Origin of the sequence: Mycobacterium sp. 1274756.6 (genome assembly GCF_001668625.1) — a bacterium.
Taxonomy (GTDB): Bacteria; Actinomycetota; Actinomycetes; order Mycobacteriales; family Mycobacteriaceae; genus Mycobacterium.
This window is the reverse complement of record NZ_LZLJ01000091.1, coordinates 32804-50736: the sequence shown is the minus strand read 5'-3', so window position 1 is coordinate 50736 and position 17933 is coordinate 32804. Positions and strand designations below refer to the sequence as shown.

The 17933-nt window shown below is 70.3% G+C and carries 17 protein-coding genes; 4 read left to right on the top strand and 13 right to left on the bottom strand.

Annotation, left to right across the window (positions count from 1 at the left end):
* Nucleotides 1-21: 21 nt before the first annotated feature.
* The 5 genes from A5643_RS14115 to A5643_RS14095 form a co-directional block, all read right to left on the bottom strand.
* Nucleotides 22-318 carry a WXG100 family type VII secretion target gene (locus tag A5643_RS14115; protein WP_066852983.1) on the bottom strand — a complete coding sequence of 99 codons (297 nt, stop codon included), beginning with the start codon at nucleotides 316-318 and terminating at the stop codon, nucleotides 22-24.
* 69 nt (nucleotides 319-387) lie between these two features.
* Entirely contained in the window at nucleotides 388-1599 is a 1212-nt protein-coding gene (locus A5643_RS14110; protein ID WP_066856700.1) for a PPE family protein, read from the bottom strand.
* Between the two features lie 13 nt (nucleotides 1600-1612).
* Nucleotides 1613-1909 carry a PE family protein gene (locus A5643_RS14105; RefSeq protein WP_066856697.1) on the bottom strand — a complete coding sequence of 99 codons (297 nt, stop codon included), beginning with the start codon at nucleotides 1907-1909 and terminating at the stop codon, nucleotides 1613-1615.
* A gap of 507 nt (nucleotides 1910-2416) precedes the next feature.
* Nucleotides 2417-3301 carry a dihydrodipicolinate synthase family protein gene (locus tag A5643_RS14100; protein ID WP_066856694.1) on the bottom strand — a complete coding sequence of 295 codons (885 nt, stop codon included), beginning with the start codon at nucleotides 3299-3301 and terminating at the stop codon, nucleotides 2417-2419.
* 27 nt (nucleotides 3302-3328) lie between these two features.
* Nucleotides 3329-4114, bottom strand: a complete 786-nt coding sequence (locus A5643_RS14095) for an aldolase (protein WP_066856691.1) — start codon at nucleotides 4112-4114, stop codon at nucleotides 3329-3331.
* A 62-nt stretch (nucleotides 4115-4176) separates the two neighbouring features.
* Here A5643_RS14095 and A5643_RS14090 point away from each other — a divergent pair, with 62 nt between their 5' ends.
* Nucleotides 4177-4695, top strand: a complete 519-nt coding sequence (locus A5643_RS14090) for a helix-turn-helix domain-containing protein (RefSeq protein ID WP_066856688.1) — start codon at nucleotides 4177-4179, stop codon at nucleotides 4693-4695.
* 16 nt (nucleotides 4696-4711) lie between these two features.
* Here the strand turns inward: A5643_RS14090 and A5643_RS14085 are convergent, their stop codons facing one another.
* The 3 genes from A5643_RS14085 to A5643_RS14075 all read right to left on the bottom strand — a co-directional run bounded on the left by A5643_RS14085 (nucleotide 4712) and on the right by A5643_RS14075 (nucleotide 7292).
* Nucleotides 4712-5140, bottom strand: a complete 429-nt coding sequence (locus A5643_RS14085) for an Rv2576c family protein (RefSeq protein WP_066856685.1) — start codon at nucleotides 5138-5140, stop codon at nucleotides 4712-4714.
* A 203-nt stretch (nucleotides 5141-5343) separates the two neighbouring features.
* Nucleotides 5344-6618, bottom strand: coding sequence for a histidine--tRNA ligase (hisS, locus tag A5643_RS14080; protein ID WP_066856682.1), 1275 nt, complete (start codon nucleotides 6616-6618; stop codon nucleotides 5344-5346).
* The gene (locus A5643_RS14075; RefSeq protein ID WP_066856679.1) at nucleotides 6615-7292 is read right to left on the bottom strand and encodes an MBL fold metallo-hydrolase; all 678 of its coding nucleotides are present in this window, start codon (nucleotides 7290-7292) and stop codon (nucleotides 6615-6617) included. Before A5643_RS14075 ends, hisS begins: the two co-directional genes overlap by 4 nt.
* A gap of 90 nt (nucleotides 7293-7382) precedes the next feature.
* Here A5643_RS14075 and A5643_RS14070 point away from each other — a divergent pair, with 90 nt between their 5' ends.
* The 3 genes from A5643_RS14070 to A5643_RS14060 are packed head-to-tail and all read left to right on the top strand — an operon-like array spanning nucleotide 7383 to nucleotide 10128.
* Nucleotides 7383-8252, top strand: a complete 870-nt coding sequence (locus tag A5643_RS14070) for a peptidylprolyl isomerase (protein ID WP_066856676.1) — start codon at nucleotides 7383-7385, stop codon at nucleotides 8250-8252.
* Between the two features lie 4 nt (nucleotides 8253-8256).
* Nucleotides 8257-9051 carry a peptidylprolyl isomerase gene (locus A5643_RS14065; RefSeq protein WP_082948961.1) on the top strand — a complete coding sequence of 265 codons (795 nt, stop codon included), beginning with the start codon at nucleotides 8257-8259 and terminating at the stop codon, nucleotides 9049-9051.
* Nucleotides 9052-9057: 6 nt separating this feature from the next.
* On the top strand, nucleotides 9058-10128 hold the full coding sequence (locus tag A5643_RS14060; protein WP_066856673.1) for a SecDF P1 head subdomain-containing protein: 1071 nt from the start codon (nucleotides 9058-9060) through the stop codon (nucleotides 10126-10128).
* A gap of 10 nt (nucleotides 10129-10138) precedes the next feature.
* On the opposite strand, the gene A5643_RS14055 is transcribed toward A5643_RS14060, so the two are convergent.
* From A5643_RS14055 to secD, 5 genes are all read right to left on the bottom strand, one after another.
* Entirely contained in the window at nucleotides 10139-12463 is a 2325-nt protein-coding gene (locus tag A5643_RS14055; RefSeq protein WP_066856916.1) for a RelA/SpoT family protein, read from the bottom strand.
* A 142-nt stretch (nucleotides 12464-12605) separates the two neighbouring features.
* On the bottom strand, nucleotides 12606-13145 hold the full coding sequence (locus tag A5643_RS14050) for an adenine phosphoribosyltransferase (RefSeq protein ID WP_066856913.1): 540 nt from the start codon (nucleotides 13143-13145) through the stop codon (nucleotides 12606-12608).
* Complete coding sequence (locus A5643_RS14045; protein ID WP_066856670.1) at nucleotides 13127-14782, bottom strand: ABC transporter substrate-binding protein; 1656 nt, start codon at nucleotides 14780-14782, stop codon at nucleotides 13127-13129. The genes A5643_RS14050 and A5643_RS14045 overlap by 19 nt, the downstream gene beginning before the upstream one ends.
* Nucleotides 14783-14787: 5 nt before the next feature.
* Complete coding sequence (gene secF / locus A5643_RS14040) at nucleotides 14788-16059, bottom strand: protein translocase subunit SecF (protein WP_066856667.1); 1272 nt, start codon at nucleotides 16057-16059, stop codon at nucleotides 14788-14790.
* A gap of 3 nt (nucleotides 16060-16062) precedes the next feature.
* Nucleotides 16063-17862 carry a protein translocase subunit SecD gene (gene secD, locus A5643_RS14035; protein WP_066856664.1) on the bottom strand — a complete coding sequence of 600 codons (1800 nt, stop codon included), beginning with the start codon at nucleotides 17860-17862 and terminating at the stop codon, nucleotides 16063-16065.
* Between the last annotated feature and the right edge of the window lie 71 nt (nucleotides 17863-17933).

The following is a 17933-nucleotide window of genomic DNA, read 5'->3' as shown; positions in this document are numbered from 1 at the left end:
CTCTCAAAACCCTGCTGGTAGTCAGCTGCTCAGGCTCGACTGCGCCGCAGCCTCTTGCTGCTCATAGACGTTCGCGTCGCGGATCAACCCGTCGCGCACCCCGTGCAACATGTTCACGATGTTGCGGAATGCGGCCTGCATCTGCCCCATCGTGTCCAACGACGTCCGCTCCGCGATACCGCTCCAGCCGGCACCGGAGATGTTCTGCGACGACGCGAACATCCGCCGCGCCTCATCCTCCACCGTCTGCGCGTGCACCTCGAACCGGCCGGCCATATCCCGCATCAGCTGCGGATCGGTCATAAAACGAGCTGCCATGGTTTGTCTCCCTTGAACGTTGTGTGTCTGAGTTCTGTTGCTCGCCTAGCGAGTTACGGGGCCGCCTGGTCAGCCGCCCTTGGCTGACACGGCGGCTTTCGCGCCGGCCTTGGCCATCGAGCCCAGGCCGCCGAAGCCGCGTCCGGCCAGTGCGCCCATCATCGCCTGGGCGAAGGGGCCGCCGGGCATGCCGGCCTGGACGGTGGCCGGCGAGACGATCGTCGTGGCCGGCGCCACCGGCAGCGCGCGGGTGATGGTCTGGATCGCCCCTTCGGGCACCGACAGGCCGCCGATGCGGGAGGCGTTGGCCAGTTGCGCGCTGACCTGTTGGCCGATCTGCGAGCCCCACGACGACAGCTGGTTGCTCAGCCCGGAGGTCAGGCCCTGCAGTTTGCCGCTGACCATCTCGTTGATCGCGTCCAGCAGCGAACTGGTGCCACCACCGATCATGTCGGTGCCCAGCCCGGTGCCGGCGCTGCCGCCGCGGGTCAGGCTGGTGAGCATGCTGACCGGCGCGGTCATCATCCGGGCAGGGATATTGAACAGTTCGGATGCTGTGCCCATCCCCGGCGTCGTGAGAATATCGCCGGGATTCAAGGCCAGGCCAAGCATATCCCCGAGAATCGGGACCGACGTCCCGATGTTACCGAGGCCGTCGAGCCCAGGGATACTCGGCAGCGCGAAATTCTGCAGAGATTCCGGGGCGAAGCTTCGCGTAGCGACGACACTCTCTTCCGCGCCGCTCATCCGCGAAACAGCCGGCGGGGGCCGCTGTCGCTCGGTGGCCGGCCGAGCGGCCGTCGAGGCGGATTGGTACTGCAGCATCGCCATCACGTCGTCTGCCCAGTACATCTGGTACTCGGCTTCGCAGGCGGCGATCAGGCCGGTGTTCTGGCCCAGCAGGTTGGTCGACACCAGCGTCAGCAGCCGAATCCGGTTGGCCAACACCAACGCCAGTGGAATCGACGTCGTGCGGGCCTGTTCGAACGCTGCCGCTACCGCGCCGGCTCGCGCACCGGCGTCAGCCGCCTCGATCGACGACTCGTGCAGCCATGCCACGTAGGGGGTGACCGCGCTTTCCATCGCCAGCGCTGACGGCCCGATCCAGTCGGTTGCCAAGCCTGCGGTCATCGATTGGATGGTCTGGGCGGTTGTCTCCAACTCAGCTGCGAGGTTCTCCCAGGACACCGCGGCATCCAGCATCGGGCCCGAGCCCGGACCGGCGGAGATCAGAAAGGAGTTGACCTCCGGAGGGAAAAACGGGAATCCGAACCCCAGCATCACAGCCCCCGCATCACTGAGCGCTGACTGCGTTGGCAGCCTCGGCGTTGGTGTAGGCGGCCGCGTTGGTCCGCAACGTGTTGACGAACTGTTCGTGGATCGCGGCGGCCTGAGCGGCCATGGCCTGGTACATCTGCGCGTGCGCGGAGAACTGCGCCGCCGTCAGCGCGGAAACCTCGTCCGCGGCGGCGGGAATCACCCCGGTGGTCGGCGCTGCGGCGGCGGCGTTACCCGCGTTCATCGAGGTTCCTATCGCCTCGAGGTTGGCGGCCGCTGCCATCAGCACGGCCGGCTCAGTTTTCACGAACATCTCCGGGACCCCCTTGGTCGTACACACGCCACACGCAAACGCCGGCGCCGCGCTTCCCGAGCCGCTGGCCGAGTTACGCGCCGCCGAGTCGCGATTATGCCAAATCGATCGTGATTCACGCCACTCCGAAGGAACGAAACTTAGCGAAGCCGGTCCGTCGACGCCGCCCACGGCCTAAGCCGTAGGGCGCGACGTTACACCCGTAACTCCAGTTAGGCGACGATTTCGCAGACGAGCGGCGCACGTCGCCTCGCCCGGGTCGCCGACCCGCGGCTCAGTTCACCTGAAGCCACCGGCCCGACGACCGCGGCCGCACCGCCGTCCCCGCCCCGCAAAACCTGTGGACAGCGCCGCTGGCCAGCGGCGATGCTCGCCACGACCCGCTTCCGGCGGCTGTGAAATCCCTAAGGCGGGAGCGGGCCGCGTCGTCGCTGAAAGCGGCACGAAACCCCGGGTGTGCGGACGCGGATCCCCCGCGGGTTACCGCATTCGCCCGCCACGGGCGCCTCACGCAGGTGATGCGAGCGCGGTCAAGATTTCACGCAGGCGATCCCGGCCAGTGCTGTCCAGCGGCAGCAGCGGCCGGCGCGGGTCACCGGCCGGCGCTCCCCGCAACGCCAGGCCGGCCTTGACGGTGGTGGCCAGCCCACCGGCGACGATGAACTCCAGCATCGGCTTCAGCCGGTCGTAGAGTGCCTCGGCGCGGTCCTGGTCGCCGGCCCGTACCGCGGCGACCAGATCCAGACAGGGCTGCGGGGCGAGGTTGGGCGCTGAGGTGCACCAGCCGGCCGCGCCGGCGCGCAGCGCGTCGAGCACCAGCGGGTTGCTGCCGTTGTAGAACGGCAGCGCTCCATCGCTGAGTTCGGCGAGCCGCTGCATGCGCCCCAGGTCGCCGGTGGACTCCTTGACCATCGTGACGTGCTCGATCGACTCGAACATCGACACCAAAAGCTCCGGGCTCATGTCCACCCCGGCCGTGGCCGGGTTGTTGTAGGCCATGATCGGGATGTCGATCGCGTCGGAGACCGCCCGGAAGTGCTCGGTGATCTCGCGGTCCGTCAGCTTCCAGTAGGACACCGGGATCACCTGCACCGCGTCGGCGCCGGATTGCTGGGCGTAGCGCGCGCGGCGCACCGTCGCCGCGGTCGTCATCGCCGAGACGCCGACCAGCACGGGCACGGCGCCGTCGACGGCGGCGATGGTGGTGTCCACCACGGTGTCGAACTCGGGCTCGTCGAGGTAGGCCAACTCGCCGGTGCTGCCCAGCGGGGCCATGGCGTGCACGCCGTCGGCGACCAGCCGTTTCACCAGGCTGGTCAGCCGGTCGGTGTCGATCCCGTCGGCGCTGAACGGGGTGACCGGGTAGGCGATGACGTCGCGGATGTCGGGCACGGGCGGGCTCCTCGGGCGGGTCGGGACTCAGGCGGTGATGGCGTCGGGGTGGCGCGCCAGGGCGCGCCGGGCGTAGTAGGCGAAGTTGGCTCTGCTGCGCTGCGGTGTCGAGGTCCAGTCGTGGGCCTCGCGGGCCAGCTTGTCCGGCAGCGGTTTGATGGTGCCCGCGGCCATCGCGGCCAGCTGCAAGCGGGCCGCGCGTTCGATGAGCATCCCGAGGGTGCAGGCCTCCTCGACGCTGGCGCCGACCACGATCTGGCCGTGGTGGGCCAGCAGGATCGCGCGCTTGTCCCCCAGGGCGGTGGAGATGATCTCACCCTCTTCGTTGCCCACCGGGACCCCCGGCCAGTCCTTGAGGAAGGCGCAGTCGTCGTACAGCGGCGTGGTGTCCATCTGTGAGACCACCAGCGGGGTCTCGAGCATCGACAGCGCGGCGACGTGGAACGGGTGGGTATGCACGATGCAGTTCACGCCCGGCCGTGCCCGGTAGATCCAACTGTGGAACCGGTTGGCCGGGTTGGCCATGCCGTCGCCCTCGAGGACGTTGAGGTCTTCGTCGACGACCAGCAGGTTGTCCTCGGTGATCTCGTCGAAGCCCAACCCCAGCCGCTGGGTGTAGTAGGTGCCCGGCTGTTCGGCGCGGGCGGTGATCTGCCCGGCCAGCCCGGAGTCGTGGCCGCCGTCGAACAGCGCCCGGCAGGTCAGGGCGAGCTTCTGGCGGGTGGTCCAGTCCGGTTCGGCGACGTTCGCGGCCAGCTGGTCCTTCGCGCGGCCCATCAACGCTGATTTGGATTCGGTGAACGAGCTTGCCATGCCGGCTCCTCAGATCGGAAACACTGACTCCACTATAGGACACTTTGTGTCATAGTGGCGGTGTGACCGCTCTGGTGCGCACGATCCGCCGCCAGCGGGGCCTGACGCTGCAGGGCCTCGCCGAGCAGACCGGGCTGACCAAGAGCTACCTGTCCAAGGTGGAACGCGAGCAGGCCACCCCGTCGATCGCGGCCGCGCTGAAGATCGCCGACGCGCTGCAGGTCGATGTGGCGCGCTTGTTCTCCGCGCAGAACACCGGCGGGCAGATCGCGGTGGACCGCACCGGCGGAGCCCAGCGGTACCGGGCGCTGGCGCCGGAAATGCTGGGAAAGGCGATGTCGCCGTTCGTCGTTCGCCCCGGCGAGGGCTCAGCCGACGACCCGCATCCGGCCCACAGCGGCCAGGAGCTGGTGTTCGTGCGGACCGGGACGATCGAGTTGGCCTACGGCGCGGACACCGTGACCCTCGGCCCCGGCGACAGCGCCTACTTCGACGCCTCGGTCGACCACCGGATCCGCGCCGTCGGCGACGAGCCCGCGGAGGCGCTGGTCGTCGCCTACCACGAGCCGGGAACCCGCTGAGCGGGCCGCCGGGCGGCTACCAGGGCCGGGTGGAGCAGGTCACCCCGCTGCCACCCTGCTGGGAGACGACCACCTCGCCGTCGACCGCGATCTCGCAGCGGAACTCCGGATTGATGCGCAACCCGCCGCTGGCGGTGATCAGCGCCCACTGGCCCGGGTCGGCCAACCGCGTGGTGTAGACCAGCGTCTGCCCCCCGGTGATGGGGGTGCGGTAGAGGGTCTTGAGGTACTTGTCCGGTTCGGCGTTGTAGGCGTCCATGCTGGGCGGATCGGTCTCGATGTACCGGATGTCGCCGTGCAGGTCGCTGGTGGTGGTGATCGTGTAGGTGACCTCGTGGCCACCCTCCTCCGGGTCCGCCGTGGCAGCGGCCTGACTGACCGCCACACCGGCGGCCGCCACCATCAGCGCAGCCCCGACCGTGGTTGGAATTCGCATGTACGCCATATCGAGGCAGGCTACCGAAGCGTTACAGCGCCGACAGAATCCGTTCCAACCGCCCGCCGCGCTCCGGTGTCCCTGATATCGACATCGAAACGGCCCGATTCGGGCGTTTTTCGGGCCTATGAGCCGGCCTGCGCGTCGATTTCAGGGGATATCCGCCGCGATCGGCACCCGGGTGCCGGCCCCAGCTCCGAAAAACCGCAGGGTCAGCTCGACGCCAGGCGGGCACGCACGTCGGCGACCACCTCATCGAGGGGTACGGCGACCTGCTCCCCGCTGGCGAGGTCTTTGACGCCGATCACCCCGGCGTCGATGTCGCGTTCCCCGGCGACCAGCGCCACCCGGGCGCCGGAGCGGTCGGCGGCGCGCATCGCGCCCTTGAGCCCGCGGCCGCCGTAGGCCAGATCGACCCGCACGCCGGCGTCCCGCAGCGCCGCCGCGAGCTGCGCCAGTTGCAGCTTGGCCCGCTCCCCCAGCGGCACCCCGAACACCTCGCAGCGCGCGGTCGAGCCGACGGTCTTGCCCTCGGCGGCCAGGGCCAGCAGGGTGCGGTCCACGCCGAGGCCGAAGCCGATGCCGGAGAGGTCCTGCCCACCGAGCTGGTGCATCAGCCCGTCATAGCGCCCGCCGCCACCGATTCCGGACTGCGCGCCCAGCCCGTCGTGGACGAACTCGAAGGTGGTCTTGGTGTAGTAGTCCAGGCCGCGCACCATGCGCGGGTTGATCACATACGGCACCCCGAGGGCGTCCAGGTGCTCGCGCACGGTCGCGAAGTGCTCGCGCGCCGAGTCCGACAGGTGATCGAGCAGCACCGGCGCGTCGGCGGTGAGCTCACGCATCCGCCCGCGCTTGTCGTCGAGGACCCGCAGCGGGTTGATCTCGGCGCGCCTGCGGGTCTCCTCGTCCAGGTCGAGGCGGAACAGGAACTCCTGGAGCAGCTCCCGGTAGGCCGGCCGGCAGGTGTCATCACCCAGGGAGGTCAGCTCCAGCCGGAAGCCGTCCAGGCCCAGCGAGCGGAACGCGGTGTCGGCCAGCGCGATGACCTCGGCGTCCAGCGCCGGGTCGTCGACCCCGATCGCCTCGACGCCGACCTGCTGCAGCTGGCGGTAGCGCCCGGCCTGCGGGCGTTCGTAGCGGAAGAACGGACCGGCGTAGCAGAGTTTGACCGGCAGCGTGCCGCGGTCCAGGCCGTGCTCGATCACCGCGCGGACCACGCCGGCGGTGCCTTCCGGGCGCAGTGTCACCGACCGGTCCCCGCGGTCGGCGAAGGTGTACATCTCCTTGGAGACCACGTCGGTGGACTCCCCCACCCCGCGGGCGAACAGCGCGGTGTCCTCGAAGATCGGCAACTCGATGTCGCCGTAGCCGGCGCGGCGGGCGGCGGCGAGCATGCCGTCCCGCACGGCCACGAATGCCGCCGAATCCGGCGGCAGGTAGTCCGGGACACCCTTGGGTCCGGCGAAGGCGCTGAACTCGCTCACCCGCTCAACCCTTCCAGGAACGGGTTGGTGCGCCGCTCGATCCCGATCGTGGTGGCCGGGCCGTGTCCGGGATAGACCACGGTGTGGTCGTCGAGCACCAGCAGCTTGGCCACGATCGAGCCGAGCAGGTCACGGCCGCTGCCGCCGGGCAGGTCGGTGCGGCCCACCGACCCGGCGAACAGGGTGTCGCCGCTGAACACCACGTCGTGCGGGCCGTCGGGGGCGGCGCCGGGGATGCGGAAGCACACCGAACCGCGGGTGTGGCCGGGGGTGTGGTCGACGGCGACGGTGATGCCGCCCAACTCCACCTTGTCGCCGTCGCGGTCGAGTTCGACGACCTGTTTGGGCTCGCGGAACAGCGCACCGAGTGCCAGCTGGCCCAGCCGCGGCCCGAACCCGCGGATCGGGTCGGTGAGCATGAAGCGGTCCTCGGGGTGGATGTAGGCGGGGATGCCGTAGGTGTCACAGACCTTCTGCGCCGACCAGATGTGGTCGATGTGGCCGTGGGTGATCAGCACCGCGGCCGGGGTGAGCCGGTTCTCGTCGAGGATCCGGCGCAGCTCGCCCATCGCGCGCTGGCCCGGGTCGATGATGAGCGCGTCCGCGCCGCGCCGCTCGGCCAGCACATAGCAGTTGCACGCCAGCAGCCCGGCGGGAAATCCGGTGATCAACACGCCGTCCAGTTTCCCATCGGGTGGTGTCAGCGGCACACACCAGGGCTGGCAGACTCTTGCCCAGGACACGACCACGGAGGATGAGCTGCGGTGCCGACCAACGAACAACGACGCGCGACGGCCAAGCGCAAACTCGAGCGGCAGCTGGAGCGACGCGCCCACCAGGCCCGCCGCCGCCGCATGGTGACCATCGCCGGGTCGATCGGCGGGGTGGTCATCCTGGTGGCCGCCGGGGTCTTCGCGGTGGTCTCCCTCAACGGGGACTCCGATTCCACGGCGACGCCCTCGGGTGAGACCACCAGCCCGGGCCTGGACGATGCGGCCGCGCTGCCGTCGTTCACCGCGAAGGCGGGCAGCGTCTCGTGCAGCTACCCGGCAACGGACAAGAAGGCCGCCAAGGAGGTGCAGCCGCCGAAGACCCAGGACGGCAAGGTGCCCACCGACCCGGCGACGATCAGCGTCTCGATGATGACCGACCAGGGACCGGTCGGGCTGATGCTGGACAACGGCAAGTCGCCGTGCACGGTCAACAGCTTCGTCAGCCTGGCGCACCAGGATTACTTCAACGACACGACCTGCCACCGGCTGACCACCGCGCCCACCCTGCGGGTGCTGCAGTGCGGTGACCCCGGCGGGGACGGCAAGGGCGGGCCGGGCTACGAGTTCGCCAACGAGTACCCCACCGACGAGTACGAGCCGGGCGACCCGGCGCTGCAGCGCCCGGTGGTCTACCCGCGCGGCACCCTGGCGATGGCCAACTCCGGGCCCGACACCAACGGCAGCCAGTTCTTCCTGGTCTACGGCGACTCACAACTGCCGCCGAACTACACCGTGTTCGGCACGATCCAGGACGACGGGCTGGCGACCCTGGACAAGATCGCCGACGCCGGCGTCGCCGACGGCACCACCGACGGCGCCCCCAAGACCCCGGTGACGATCAAGTCGGTGCTCCTTGACTAAGGCGATGTGGGCCGGCGCCGCCGCGGTCGGGTTGGTGGCGCTGCTGGCCGGCTGCTCCGGCTCCGACCAGCCCGCGGCCGGGACGTCGACGCCGTCGGCGTCGGGGGGGACCTCGACCGCCACCTCGCCGTTGAACAGCACGGTCCCGCCGCGCCCGTACGACGGCCAGCTGCCGCAGTTCACGCCGGCACCGCAACTCGGGGCGAACTGCCAATACCTGCCCACCGCGCAGCCACCCGCCAAGAACGTCGACGCACCCCCGGCCGGCGAGGTGGCGACCACCCCCGCGACCGTCGCCGCGACCATCGCCACCGATCAGGGACCGATCGGGCTGGAGTTGAACCAGGCCCAATCACCGTGCACGGTCAACAGTTTCGTCAGCCTGGCCCAGCAGGGCTACTTCGACGACACCTCGTGTCACCGGCTGACCACCGCCGCCACCCTGAGCGTGTTGCAGTGCGGTGACCCGACCGGAGCCGGCACCGGCGGGCCGGGCTACGAGTTCGCCAACGAGTACCCCACCGACCAGTACCAGCCGGACGATCCGACTCTGCAGCGCCCGGTCGTCTACCCGCGCGGCACCCTGGCGATGGCCAACGCCGGACCCGACACCAACGGCAGCCAGTTCTTCCTGGTCTACGGCGACTCACAACTGCCGCCGAACTACACGGTGTTCGGCACGATCGGAGACGACGGCTTGGCGACCCTGGACAAGATCGCCGCCGCCGGTGTCGCCGACGGCAGCACCGACGGCACCCCCGCCACCGCGGTGACGATCACCTCGGTGCATCTGGACTAGCAGCCGATGTCCACACCCCAGCCCACCGATCGCCGCCGGCTGCTGCGACACCTGCTGGTCGTGCTGCTGGTCGTCGTGTTCGCCTACCTGGTGGCGGTGACGGTGTCGCTGGTGATCGGCGATCAGCAGAAGGGCTCCGACCTCGAGCGACTCGGCGGGACCCGCGTCACCCTGAGCCCGCAGACCCTCGACGGCGCGCCGCTCCCGGCGGAGGAGACGACCCGCGCGGAGAAGGTCCTCGGCGCCCGGCTCAAAGCCGCCGGGATCCGGAATGCGGAGACGGCTGTCGACGGCGACACGGTGGTGGTGAGCCTGCCCGGTGAGGATCCCGACCTGCCCGCCGATCTCGGTGCCCGCAAGCAGCTTCTCGTCCGTCCGGTGCTCGAGTCCCTTCCCGTCGCACCCGCCGAGGATCGCAGCGCACCGGCACCCGCCCCGACCGACAAAACGCTCGCCGAACGGGTCAGGACCGCGCAGAAGACGCGCCAGAGCGACAACCAACTCATCCAGGTCCAAGCGCTGCACGCTCAGACCGACCGCTGCGGTCAGGACGACCCGCTGGCCGGCTACGACGATCCCGCCCTGCCGCTGGTGACCTGCTCCACCGACGGCACCACCGCCTACCTGCTGGGGCCGGCCATCCTGGACAACGACCAGATCGAGCGCGCCGCCGCCGACGTCAACTCCCACTCCGGCACCAACCTGGTCGATCTCGTCCTGACCGCCGACGGCAAGTCGACCTGGGCGAAGTTCACCGCCGAAAACGTCGGAACCGCCGCCGCCTTCACCCAGGACACCGCGGTCCTGAGCGCACCGCTCATCCAGGAGGCCATCCCCGCCGGGCGCACCCAGATCAGCGGCAACTTCAGTCCTGAGGACGCCCGCGAGCTCGCCGCGGCGATCAGCCAGGGACCGTTGCCGTCGGCTTTCGCGGTCACCGATACCGAGAAGGTGGCGCCGCAGCCGTCGTCGTCGAACTTCGGGTCCCCCGAATTCGGGTTGATCGCCGGTGGTTTCGTGGTGATGGTCGCGTTGATCGGCGGGCTGGTGTTCCTGATGGCCCGCGAACGGTCCTGATGGTCCCCGGTCAGGCCGCCGACGTCACCCGGTAGACGTCGTAGACCCCTTCGACGTTGCGCACCACGTTGAGCAGGTGCCCCAGATGCTTGGGGTCGCCCATCTCAAAGGTGAAGCGGCTCACGGCCACCCGGTCACCGGAGGTGGTCACCGACGCGGAGAGGATGTTGACCTTCTCGTCGGCCAGCGCGTGGGTGATGTCGGAGAGCAGCCGGTGCCGGTCGAGGGCCTCGACCTGAATCGCCACCAGGAACACCGACGAGGCCGACGGATTCCACTTCACGTCGATGATCCGCTCGGCCTGCTGCAGCAGCGACGAGGCGTTGGTGCAGTCGGTGCGGTGCACGCTGACCCCGCCGCCGCGGGTGACGAAGCCCAGGATCGTGTCGCCGGGCACCGGGGTGCAGCACTTGGCCAGTTTCGTCAGCACCCCCGGCGCGCCGGGCACCTCCACCCCGACGTCGTCGCTGCTGCGGTCCCGGCGCGGCAGCATGGTGGTCGGGGTGGAGCGTTCGGCGAGTTCGTCTTCGGCGTCATCGGATTCCAGCGCCGACACCAGTTTCTGCACCACGTGCCGCGCGGAGGTGTGGCCCTCCCCCACCGCGGTGTAGAGCGCCGAGACATCCGCGTAGTGCAGTTCGCGGGCCAGCGCCGCCATCGACTCGCCGCTGACCAGCCGTTGCAGCGGAAACGCGGTGCGACGGGCTTCGCGGGCGATGGCGTCCTTGCCGGCTTCCAGCGCCTCCTCGCGCCGCTCCTTGGCGAACCACTGCCGGATCTTGGCCTTCGCGCGCGGGGACACCACGAACGTCTGCCAATCCCGCGACGGCCCGGCGTTCTGCGCCTTGGAGGTGAAAACCTCCACCACTTCCCCGTTTTCGAGTTTGCGTTCCAGCGCGACCAGCCGGCCGTTGACCCGCGCGCCGATACAGCGATGCCCCACCTCGGTGTGCACCGCGTAGGCGAAGTCGACGGGGGTCGACCCGGCCGGCAGGGTGATGACGTCGCCCTTCGGGGTGAAGACGAAGATCTCCTTGACCGCCAGGTCGAAGCGCAGCGACTCGAGGAACTCACCGGGGTCGGCGGCCTCCCGCTGCCAGTCCAGCAGCTGGCGCATCCAGGCCATGTCATCGATCTCGGCGGCCGCCTGCGGATGCGGTACGGCGTTGCGCCCCTTGGCCTCTTTGTAGCGCCAGTGCGCGGCGATCCCGTACTCGGCGGTGCGGTGCATGTCGCGGGTGCGGATCTGCACCTCCAGCGGTTTGCCCTCCGGCCCGACGACGGTGGTGTGCAGCGACTGGTAGACCCCGAACCGGGGTTGGGCGATGTAGTCCTTGAACCGGCCGGCCATCGGCTGCCACAGCGAGTGCACCACACCGACCGCGGCGTAGCAGTCCCGGATCTGCTCACAGAGGATCCGGATGCCGACCAGGTCGTGGATGTCGTCGAAGTCGCGGCCCTTGACGATCATCTTCTGATAGATCGACCAGTAGTGCTTGGGGCGGCCCTCCACCGCGGCGTCGATCTTCGCGGCGGACAGTGTCGCGGTGATCTCCGAGCGCACCTTCTCCAGATAGGTGTCGCGCGAGGGGGCGCGGTCGGCCACAAGCCGCACGATCTCCTCGTACTTCTTCGGGTGCAGGATCGCGAACGCGAGATCCTCCAGCTCCCACTTGACGGTGGCCATGCCCAGCCGGTGCGCCAGCGGCGCGATCACTTCCAGCGTCTCGCGGGCCTTGCTGGCCTGCTTCTCCGGCGCCAGGAACCGGATGGTGCGCATGTTGTGCAGCCGGTCGGCGACCTTGATCACCAGCACCCGCGGGTCGCGGGCCATCGCGATGATCATCTTGCGGATGGTCTCGCCCTCGGCGGCGCTGCCCAGCACCATCCGGTCGAGCTTGGTCACCCCGTCGACCAGGTGGGCGACCTCCTCACCGAAGTCGGCGGACAGCTCGGTCAGCAGGTAGCCGGTGTCCTCGACGGTGTCGTGCAGCAGCGCGGCGACCAGCGTGGTGGTGTCCATGCCCAACTCGGCGAGGATGTTGGCCACCGCCAGCGGGTGGGTGATGTAGGGGTCGCCGGATTTGCGCATCTGGTTGGCGTGCCGCTGGGCGGCGACCTCGTAGGCCCGGCCCAGCACCGCCACGTCGGCCTTGGGGTAGACCTCGCGGTGCACGGCCACCAGCGGGTCGAGCACCGGGCTGACGGCGCCGCGCTGGGAGGTCATCCGGCGGGCCAGCCGGGCGCGTACCCGCCGCGACGCCGCGGCTGACGCCTTGAGCACATCGGTGCGCTCGGCTGCCGGCTCGGGCGGCAACACGTCGGCCAGCGACATCGGCTGGGTCGGCTCGCTGCCCGCCATCGGCGCGCTACCCCGGTCCTGCTCCGTCACGGTGTGCACCTCCGCCCCCGAGGATAATCACTGACCGCAGGCCCCGGGCCCTCCGACGCGGTTTCACCCGGCCGGAGCGGGCCGGTCAGGACAGGCACAGGCTGTGCACCGGCACCGGGGAGACCGCGCGGCGGCCGTCGAGTGCGGCCAACTCCAGGACCACCGCCGCCGCCTGCACGGTGGCGCCGCAGCGTTCCAGCAGCCGGCGCGCCGCGGCCACCGTGCCCCCGGTGGCCAGGACGTCGTCGACGATGAGCACCCGGCGGCCCAGCAGCGCGATCCCCTCCGCGGGGATCTCCAGCGCGGCGGTGCCGTACTCGAGCTGGTAGGCCTCCCGGTGGACCGGCGGGGGCAGTTTCCCGCCCTTGCGGACCGCCAGCACGCCCAGGTCCAGGCGGGTCGCCACCGCGGCGGCGAGCAGGAAGCCGCGGGCGTCCAGCCCGGCCACCAGGTCGGCGCCGTGCGCGGCCTCGGCCAGTCCGTCGGTGACCGCGGCCAGCCCGGCCGCGTCGGCGAACAGCGGAGTGAGGTCCTTGAACGTCACCCCGGGGGTGGGAAAGTCGGGGACCTGGCGGGTCTTGGCGATGATCAGGTCGCCGAGTGCGGTCACCGCGACAACGTCCAGCGGTCCATGTTCCAGCCCGCGCCCCAGCGGGTCGGGTTGGCCAGCACCCCGTACATCTTCTGCGGGGTCAGCACGGTGCGCTGCTGGCGGTACAGCGGCAGGGTGGGCATGTCGGCCCACAGCACCGGCGCGGCATCGGAGAGCAGCCGTACCTGTTCGGTGGGGCTGACGGTCACCGCCAGCGCCCCGATGATGAAGTCGATCTTTCCGTTGGCGTAGCCGGCGAGGTTGTTGCCGTTTCCGGCGTGCAGGCTGTAGGAGTCCATGGCGGCCGATCCGGTCGAGCCGCTGCCGGTGGCGCCGCCGAGGCTGGACAGCAGGACGTCGATCCGGTTCTCGCGCAGGGCTTGCGGGCCCACCTCCGGGTCGGCGACGGCGACGACGTCGATTCCGGCCGGGGCGCAGGCGCGGGTGATCTCGCCGACCGCGGCGGCCAGCCGGGCGTCGGGCGCGCGGTAGCCGATCCGCACGTTCAGCGGGGTGTCGCCGAGCTCGGCGCGGGCGGCGTCGGGTTTGGCCGCGGTGAACTCGCCGGCCTCGGAGGCGGCTTCGATGCCGCTGAAGGCGTCGTCGAAGGCGGTGTAGAGCCGCGCGTTGGCGATCGGCACGCCCGCGTTCGCCGCGATCACGTCCCGCGGGGTGCACAGGGCCAGCGCCCGGCGGGCGTGGACGTCGGCCAGCGGCCCGTTCGCCGCGAAGATGAGCTGCTCGATGCCGTCGGCCGGGGTCTCCAGCTTCTGGTAGCCGTCAGGGGCCACCAGCAGTCCCGAGGATCCGGTGGCCACGTCGACGACGTCGACGTCGCCGGCGTCGACCAGGTCCTGGATGTCGGCGCCCTGGGCGCGGACCCGGACCTTGCCGGTGGCCGGCGGGGCTTTCCACCACCGGTCGTTGGCGACCAGCAGCACCGCCCCGTCGTCGTCGACCCCGTCGATGCGGTAGGGCCCCGAGGAGGGGAACTTGGTGAGGTCGAGGTCGGGGTGCAGGTCCCAGATCGTGTTCCAGGCCTGCGCGACCCGCTCGACCAGCGGGCTGTCCGGCCCGGTCAGCGCCATCGTCATCTCGCCGCGGTCGACGCCGAGGTCGTCGGCGATGACATGCGCGGGCATCAGCGCGGTCGCGGTGAACAGTTCGTTGTAGTCGACGAAGTTGCGGTCCGCGCCGAAGTTCACCCGCGCCTTCTTCTCACCGGGCTGGCAGTCGATGCCGACGATGTCGGCGTAGCCGGCGCGGTTGGCGGCGTCGAACGCCGGGAAGCGGCCCGACTGCGCCGCCCAGGTCAGCACCATGTCGTCGCAGGTGACCGGGGTGTCGTCGGAGTAGACGGCTTCGCCGGCGATCTCGTAGTCGAGCACCAGCGGGGCGCGGCCGACGACCGCGATGGTCCCGAAGTCGTTGTCGGCGACGACCTGCCCGTTGGGGCCGTGGTAGCCGAACCCGGTCAGGGTGCGGGCGAAGGCCTGCGCTCCGGCCGAGGCGGCGCCGACCACGGTGTTGGTGTTGTAGCTGACCAGTGCGCCGTCGACGACGTATTCGATCCGGTCGGCCCGGCCGCCCCAGCAGCCGGTGAGCCCCAGCGGCGCGGCCAGCAGGCAGATCGCCGCCGCGAGCAGAACACGCCGACGGTGCGCACCCATCCCGGTTACCGCCGTTTACCGCTGGGACGTCCCTGCCTGGTGCGGGTGGGCCGCACCGGCCGCGCTCCCGGCGCCGGCTTGTCGGCCGCCGGTTCGGTGTCGGTGGACGCCGCGAGGGTCGACGCGCTGACCGTGTCCTGCTCGGCGTCGTCGGCGTCCTGGTCGGCGGTGGTGTCGTCGCCGGCGGCGGGCGCACCGGCGACCCGTTGCCGGCGCTTGAGCACCTTGCGGGTGTGGTTGCGCACCAGTTCAGTGCGCTCGCGCATGCTCACCAGCAGCGGGGTGGCGAAGTAGATCGAGGAGTAGGTGCCCACGATGATGCCCACCAGCTGCACCAGCGCCAGGTCCTTGAGCATCCCGACGCCCAGCAGCCAGACCGCGACCACCATCAGCGCGATCACCGGCAGCACCGCGATGACACTGGTGTTGATCGAGCGCATGAACGTCTGGTTGACCGCCAGGTTGGCCTGCTCGGCGTAGGTGCGCCGGGTGGTGTGCTGGAAGCCGTGGGTGTTCTCCTCCACCTTGTCGAAGACGATGACGGTGTCGTAGATGGAGAAGCCCAGGATGGTCAGCCAGCCGATGACGGTGGCCGGTGTCACCTCGAACCCGATCGCCGCGTACACCCCGGCGGTGACGACCAGGTCGAACACCATCGACGCCAGCGCCGAGATCGCCATGTAGCGCTCGTAGCGCGCGGCGATGTAGATCGCGACCAAGACCAGGAACACGACGATGGCCAGCATCGCCTTCTTGGTGATCTGGCCGCCCCAGGTCTCGGAGACCGCGGAGTCGCTGATCGCCGACGCACTGGGCTGGCCGTCCTCCCCGACCGGCTGGAAGCGGTCGAACAGCGCCGCTTTCAGCGCCGCGGTCTGGTCGGTGTCCAGGGTCTGGGACCGGATCTGGATGGTGCGCGATCCGCCGGAGCCGACCTCCACCACCGCCTCGGGGGCGAAGCCCACCGTGTCGGTGAACACCTCGGTCACCTGGGCGACCTCGGCGTCCCCGCGCGGGAACGACACCGTGGTGCCGCCCTCGAAGTCGATGCCGAAGCTGAACCCGCGGATCAGGATCGCCGCGATCGACAGCGCGAAGATGACGCCGCTGACCGCGTACCACAGCCGCCGGCGCCCGACCACCTCGAAGGCGCCGGTGCCGGTGTAGAGCCGGTTCAGGAAGCTGTGGTGGGGCAGCTGGGCGTCTCCGGCGATGGCGGTGGACTCGGTGAGCTCGGTGGCCGTGCCGGCGTCGTCGGTGCTCGATTTGGCAGCCACGCGCTACCCCCTTCCCGTCGAGGAGCCGGCCGCGGAGCGGCCCAGCGCCCGGCGTTCGCGGGCCACCTGTTGGACCGCGCCGAGCCCGTTGAATGCCGGTTTGGCCAGCGTGGTCGACTTCGACGTCAGATAGACCAGCGGCCAGGTCACCAGGAACACCACCACCAGGTCCAGGACGGTGATCAACCCCAGCGTGAACGCGAAGCCCTTGACCTGCCCGACGGCCAGGACATAGAGCACCGCGGCGGCCAGGAAGGTGACCGCGTTGCCGGACACGATCGTCTTGCGGGCGCGCACCCAGCCGCGCGGCACCGCCGACCGGTAGGAGCGGCCCTCGCGGATCTCGTCCTTGATGCGCTCGAAGTACACCACGAACGAGTCGGCGGTCGTGCCGATCCCGATGATCAGACCGGCGATGCCGGCCAGGTCCAGCGTGTAGTTGATGTAGCGGCCCAACAGCACCAGGATCCCGTAGGCCATCACCCCGGCCAGCACCAGGGAGAGCGCGGTCAGGATGCCCAGCACCCGGTAGTAGATCAGCGCGTAGATCAGCACCGCCAGCAGACCGATGGCACCGGCGATGAGGCCGGCCTCCATCGACCGCAGCCCCAGCGACGCGGAGACCGTCTGCGCCTCGGACGCCTCGAACGACAGCGGCAGCGAGCCGTACTTGAGGACGTTGGCCAGCTCGCGCGCCTCCGACTGGGTGAAGTTCCCGCTGATGCGGGTGCGGCCGCCGGGGATGGCCTCCTGGATCTGCGGGGCGCTGACCACCTGGGAGTCGAGGGTGAACGCGGTCGCGGTGCCGACGTTGCGGGCGGTGAAGTCCGCCCACGTGTCGGCCGCCTCGCTTTTGAAGGTCAGTTCGACGATGTTGCCGCCGCCCTGCTGGTCCATCCCGGAGGTGGCGTCCTTGATCTGGTCACCGCTGATGATCGACGGCGCCAGCAGGTAGGCGGTCTTGCCGTCGGTGGAGCAGGTGACCAGCGGCAGCGTCGGGTCGTCGTTGCCGGCCAGCACGTCCTCTTCGCCCTCCCCGCAGCGCATGGACTGGGCCAGCAGCGCCCGGATCTGGGTGAACTGGTGCTCGCTCTGCCGGAGCTGCTTCTCCATCTCGATGCGCTCGGCCAGCGCCTGGCGCTTGTCACCGGGGGCGGCGGGCCCCTCGGCGGCGTCCGGCTGGTCCCCGCCGGGTGTCGGCGCCGGGCTGGGGCTGGGTTCGGGACTGGGCTCGGGCTCCAGCGGGAAGGGCCGCGGCTGCGGAGCCGGCGCGGTCGCCGGGGCGGTCTGTTCGGGGGTGCCCTCGGTGGCGTCGGGCGGTGGGGCCTCGGCGGGCGGGCCCTCGTCGGGCAGCCCCTCGGCGGGCAGCGGCGGCAACTGCGGCTGCTCCTGCTGCTCCTGCTGTTGTTCCTCGGCGGTGCGCGCCGGAATGGCCTCCAGCACCGGGCGGATGTACAGCCGGGCGGTCTGGCCCAGGTTGCGGGCTTCGTCGCCGTCGTTGCCCGGCACCGTGATCACCAGGTTGTCGCCGTCGATGACCACCTCGGAGCCGGAGACACCGAGGCCGTTGACGCGGGCCCCGATGATCTCCTGCGCCTTGGCCAGCGCGTCGCGGGTGGGCCGGGATCCGTCCGGGGTCCGCGCGGTCAGCGTCACCCGGGTGCCGCCCTGCAGGTCGATGCCGAGTTTGGGTTCGGGCTTTTTGTCCCCGGTCAGGAAGACCAGCAGGAAGGTGCCGATCAGCAGCGCCAGAAACACGGAAATGTAGCGGGCAGGTTGCACCGGCGCCGAAGGCGATGCCACGTTCTTGTGTCTCCTCGCTTGACGATCAGTTCGACAGCACCCGCAAAGAGTACGTGGCGCTGAGCCGGGTT

Excerpts from the sequence above, each read along its gene's own strand:
- A5643_RS14115 (WP_066852983.1), bottom strand. The coding sequence starts at position 318 with ATGGCAGCTCGTTTTATGACCGATCCGCAGCTGATGCGGGATATGGCC.
- A5643_RS14110 (WP_066856700.1), bottom strand. The coding sequence starts at position 1,599 with ATGCTGGGGTTCGGATTCCCGTTTTTCCCTCCGGAGGTCAACTCCTTT.
- A5643_RS14105 (WP_066856697.1), bottom strand. The coding sequence starts at position 1,909 with ATGTTCGTGAAAACTGAGCCGGCCGTGCTGATGGCAGCGGCCGCCAAC.
- A5643_RS14095 (WP_066856691.1), bottom strand. The coding sequence starts at position 4,114 with ATGGCAAGCTCGTTCACCGAATCCAAATCAGCGTTGATGGGCCGCGCG.
- A5643_RS14085 (WP_066856685.1), bottom strand. The coding sequence starts at position 5,140 with ATGGCGTACATGCGAATTCCAACCACGGTCGGGGCTGCGCTGATGGTG.
- A5643_RS14065 (WP_082948961.1), top strand. The coding sequence starts at position 8,257 with ATGTGGGCCGGCGCCGCCGCGGTCGGGTTGGTGGCGCTGCTGGCCGGC.
- A5643_RS14060 (WP_066856673.1), top strand. The coding sequence starts at position 9,058 with ATGTCCACACCCCAGCCCACCGATCGCCGCCGGCTGCTGCGACACCTG.
- A5643_RS14055 (WP_066856916.1), bottom strand. The coding sequence starts at position 12,463 with ATGTCGCTGGCCGACGTGTTGCCGCCCGAGCCGGCAGCCGAGCGCACC.
- A5643_RS14045 (WP_066856670.1), bottom strand. The coding sequence starts at position 14,782 with ATGGGTGCGCACCGTCGGCGTGTTCTGCTCGCGGCGGCGATCTGCCTG.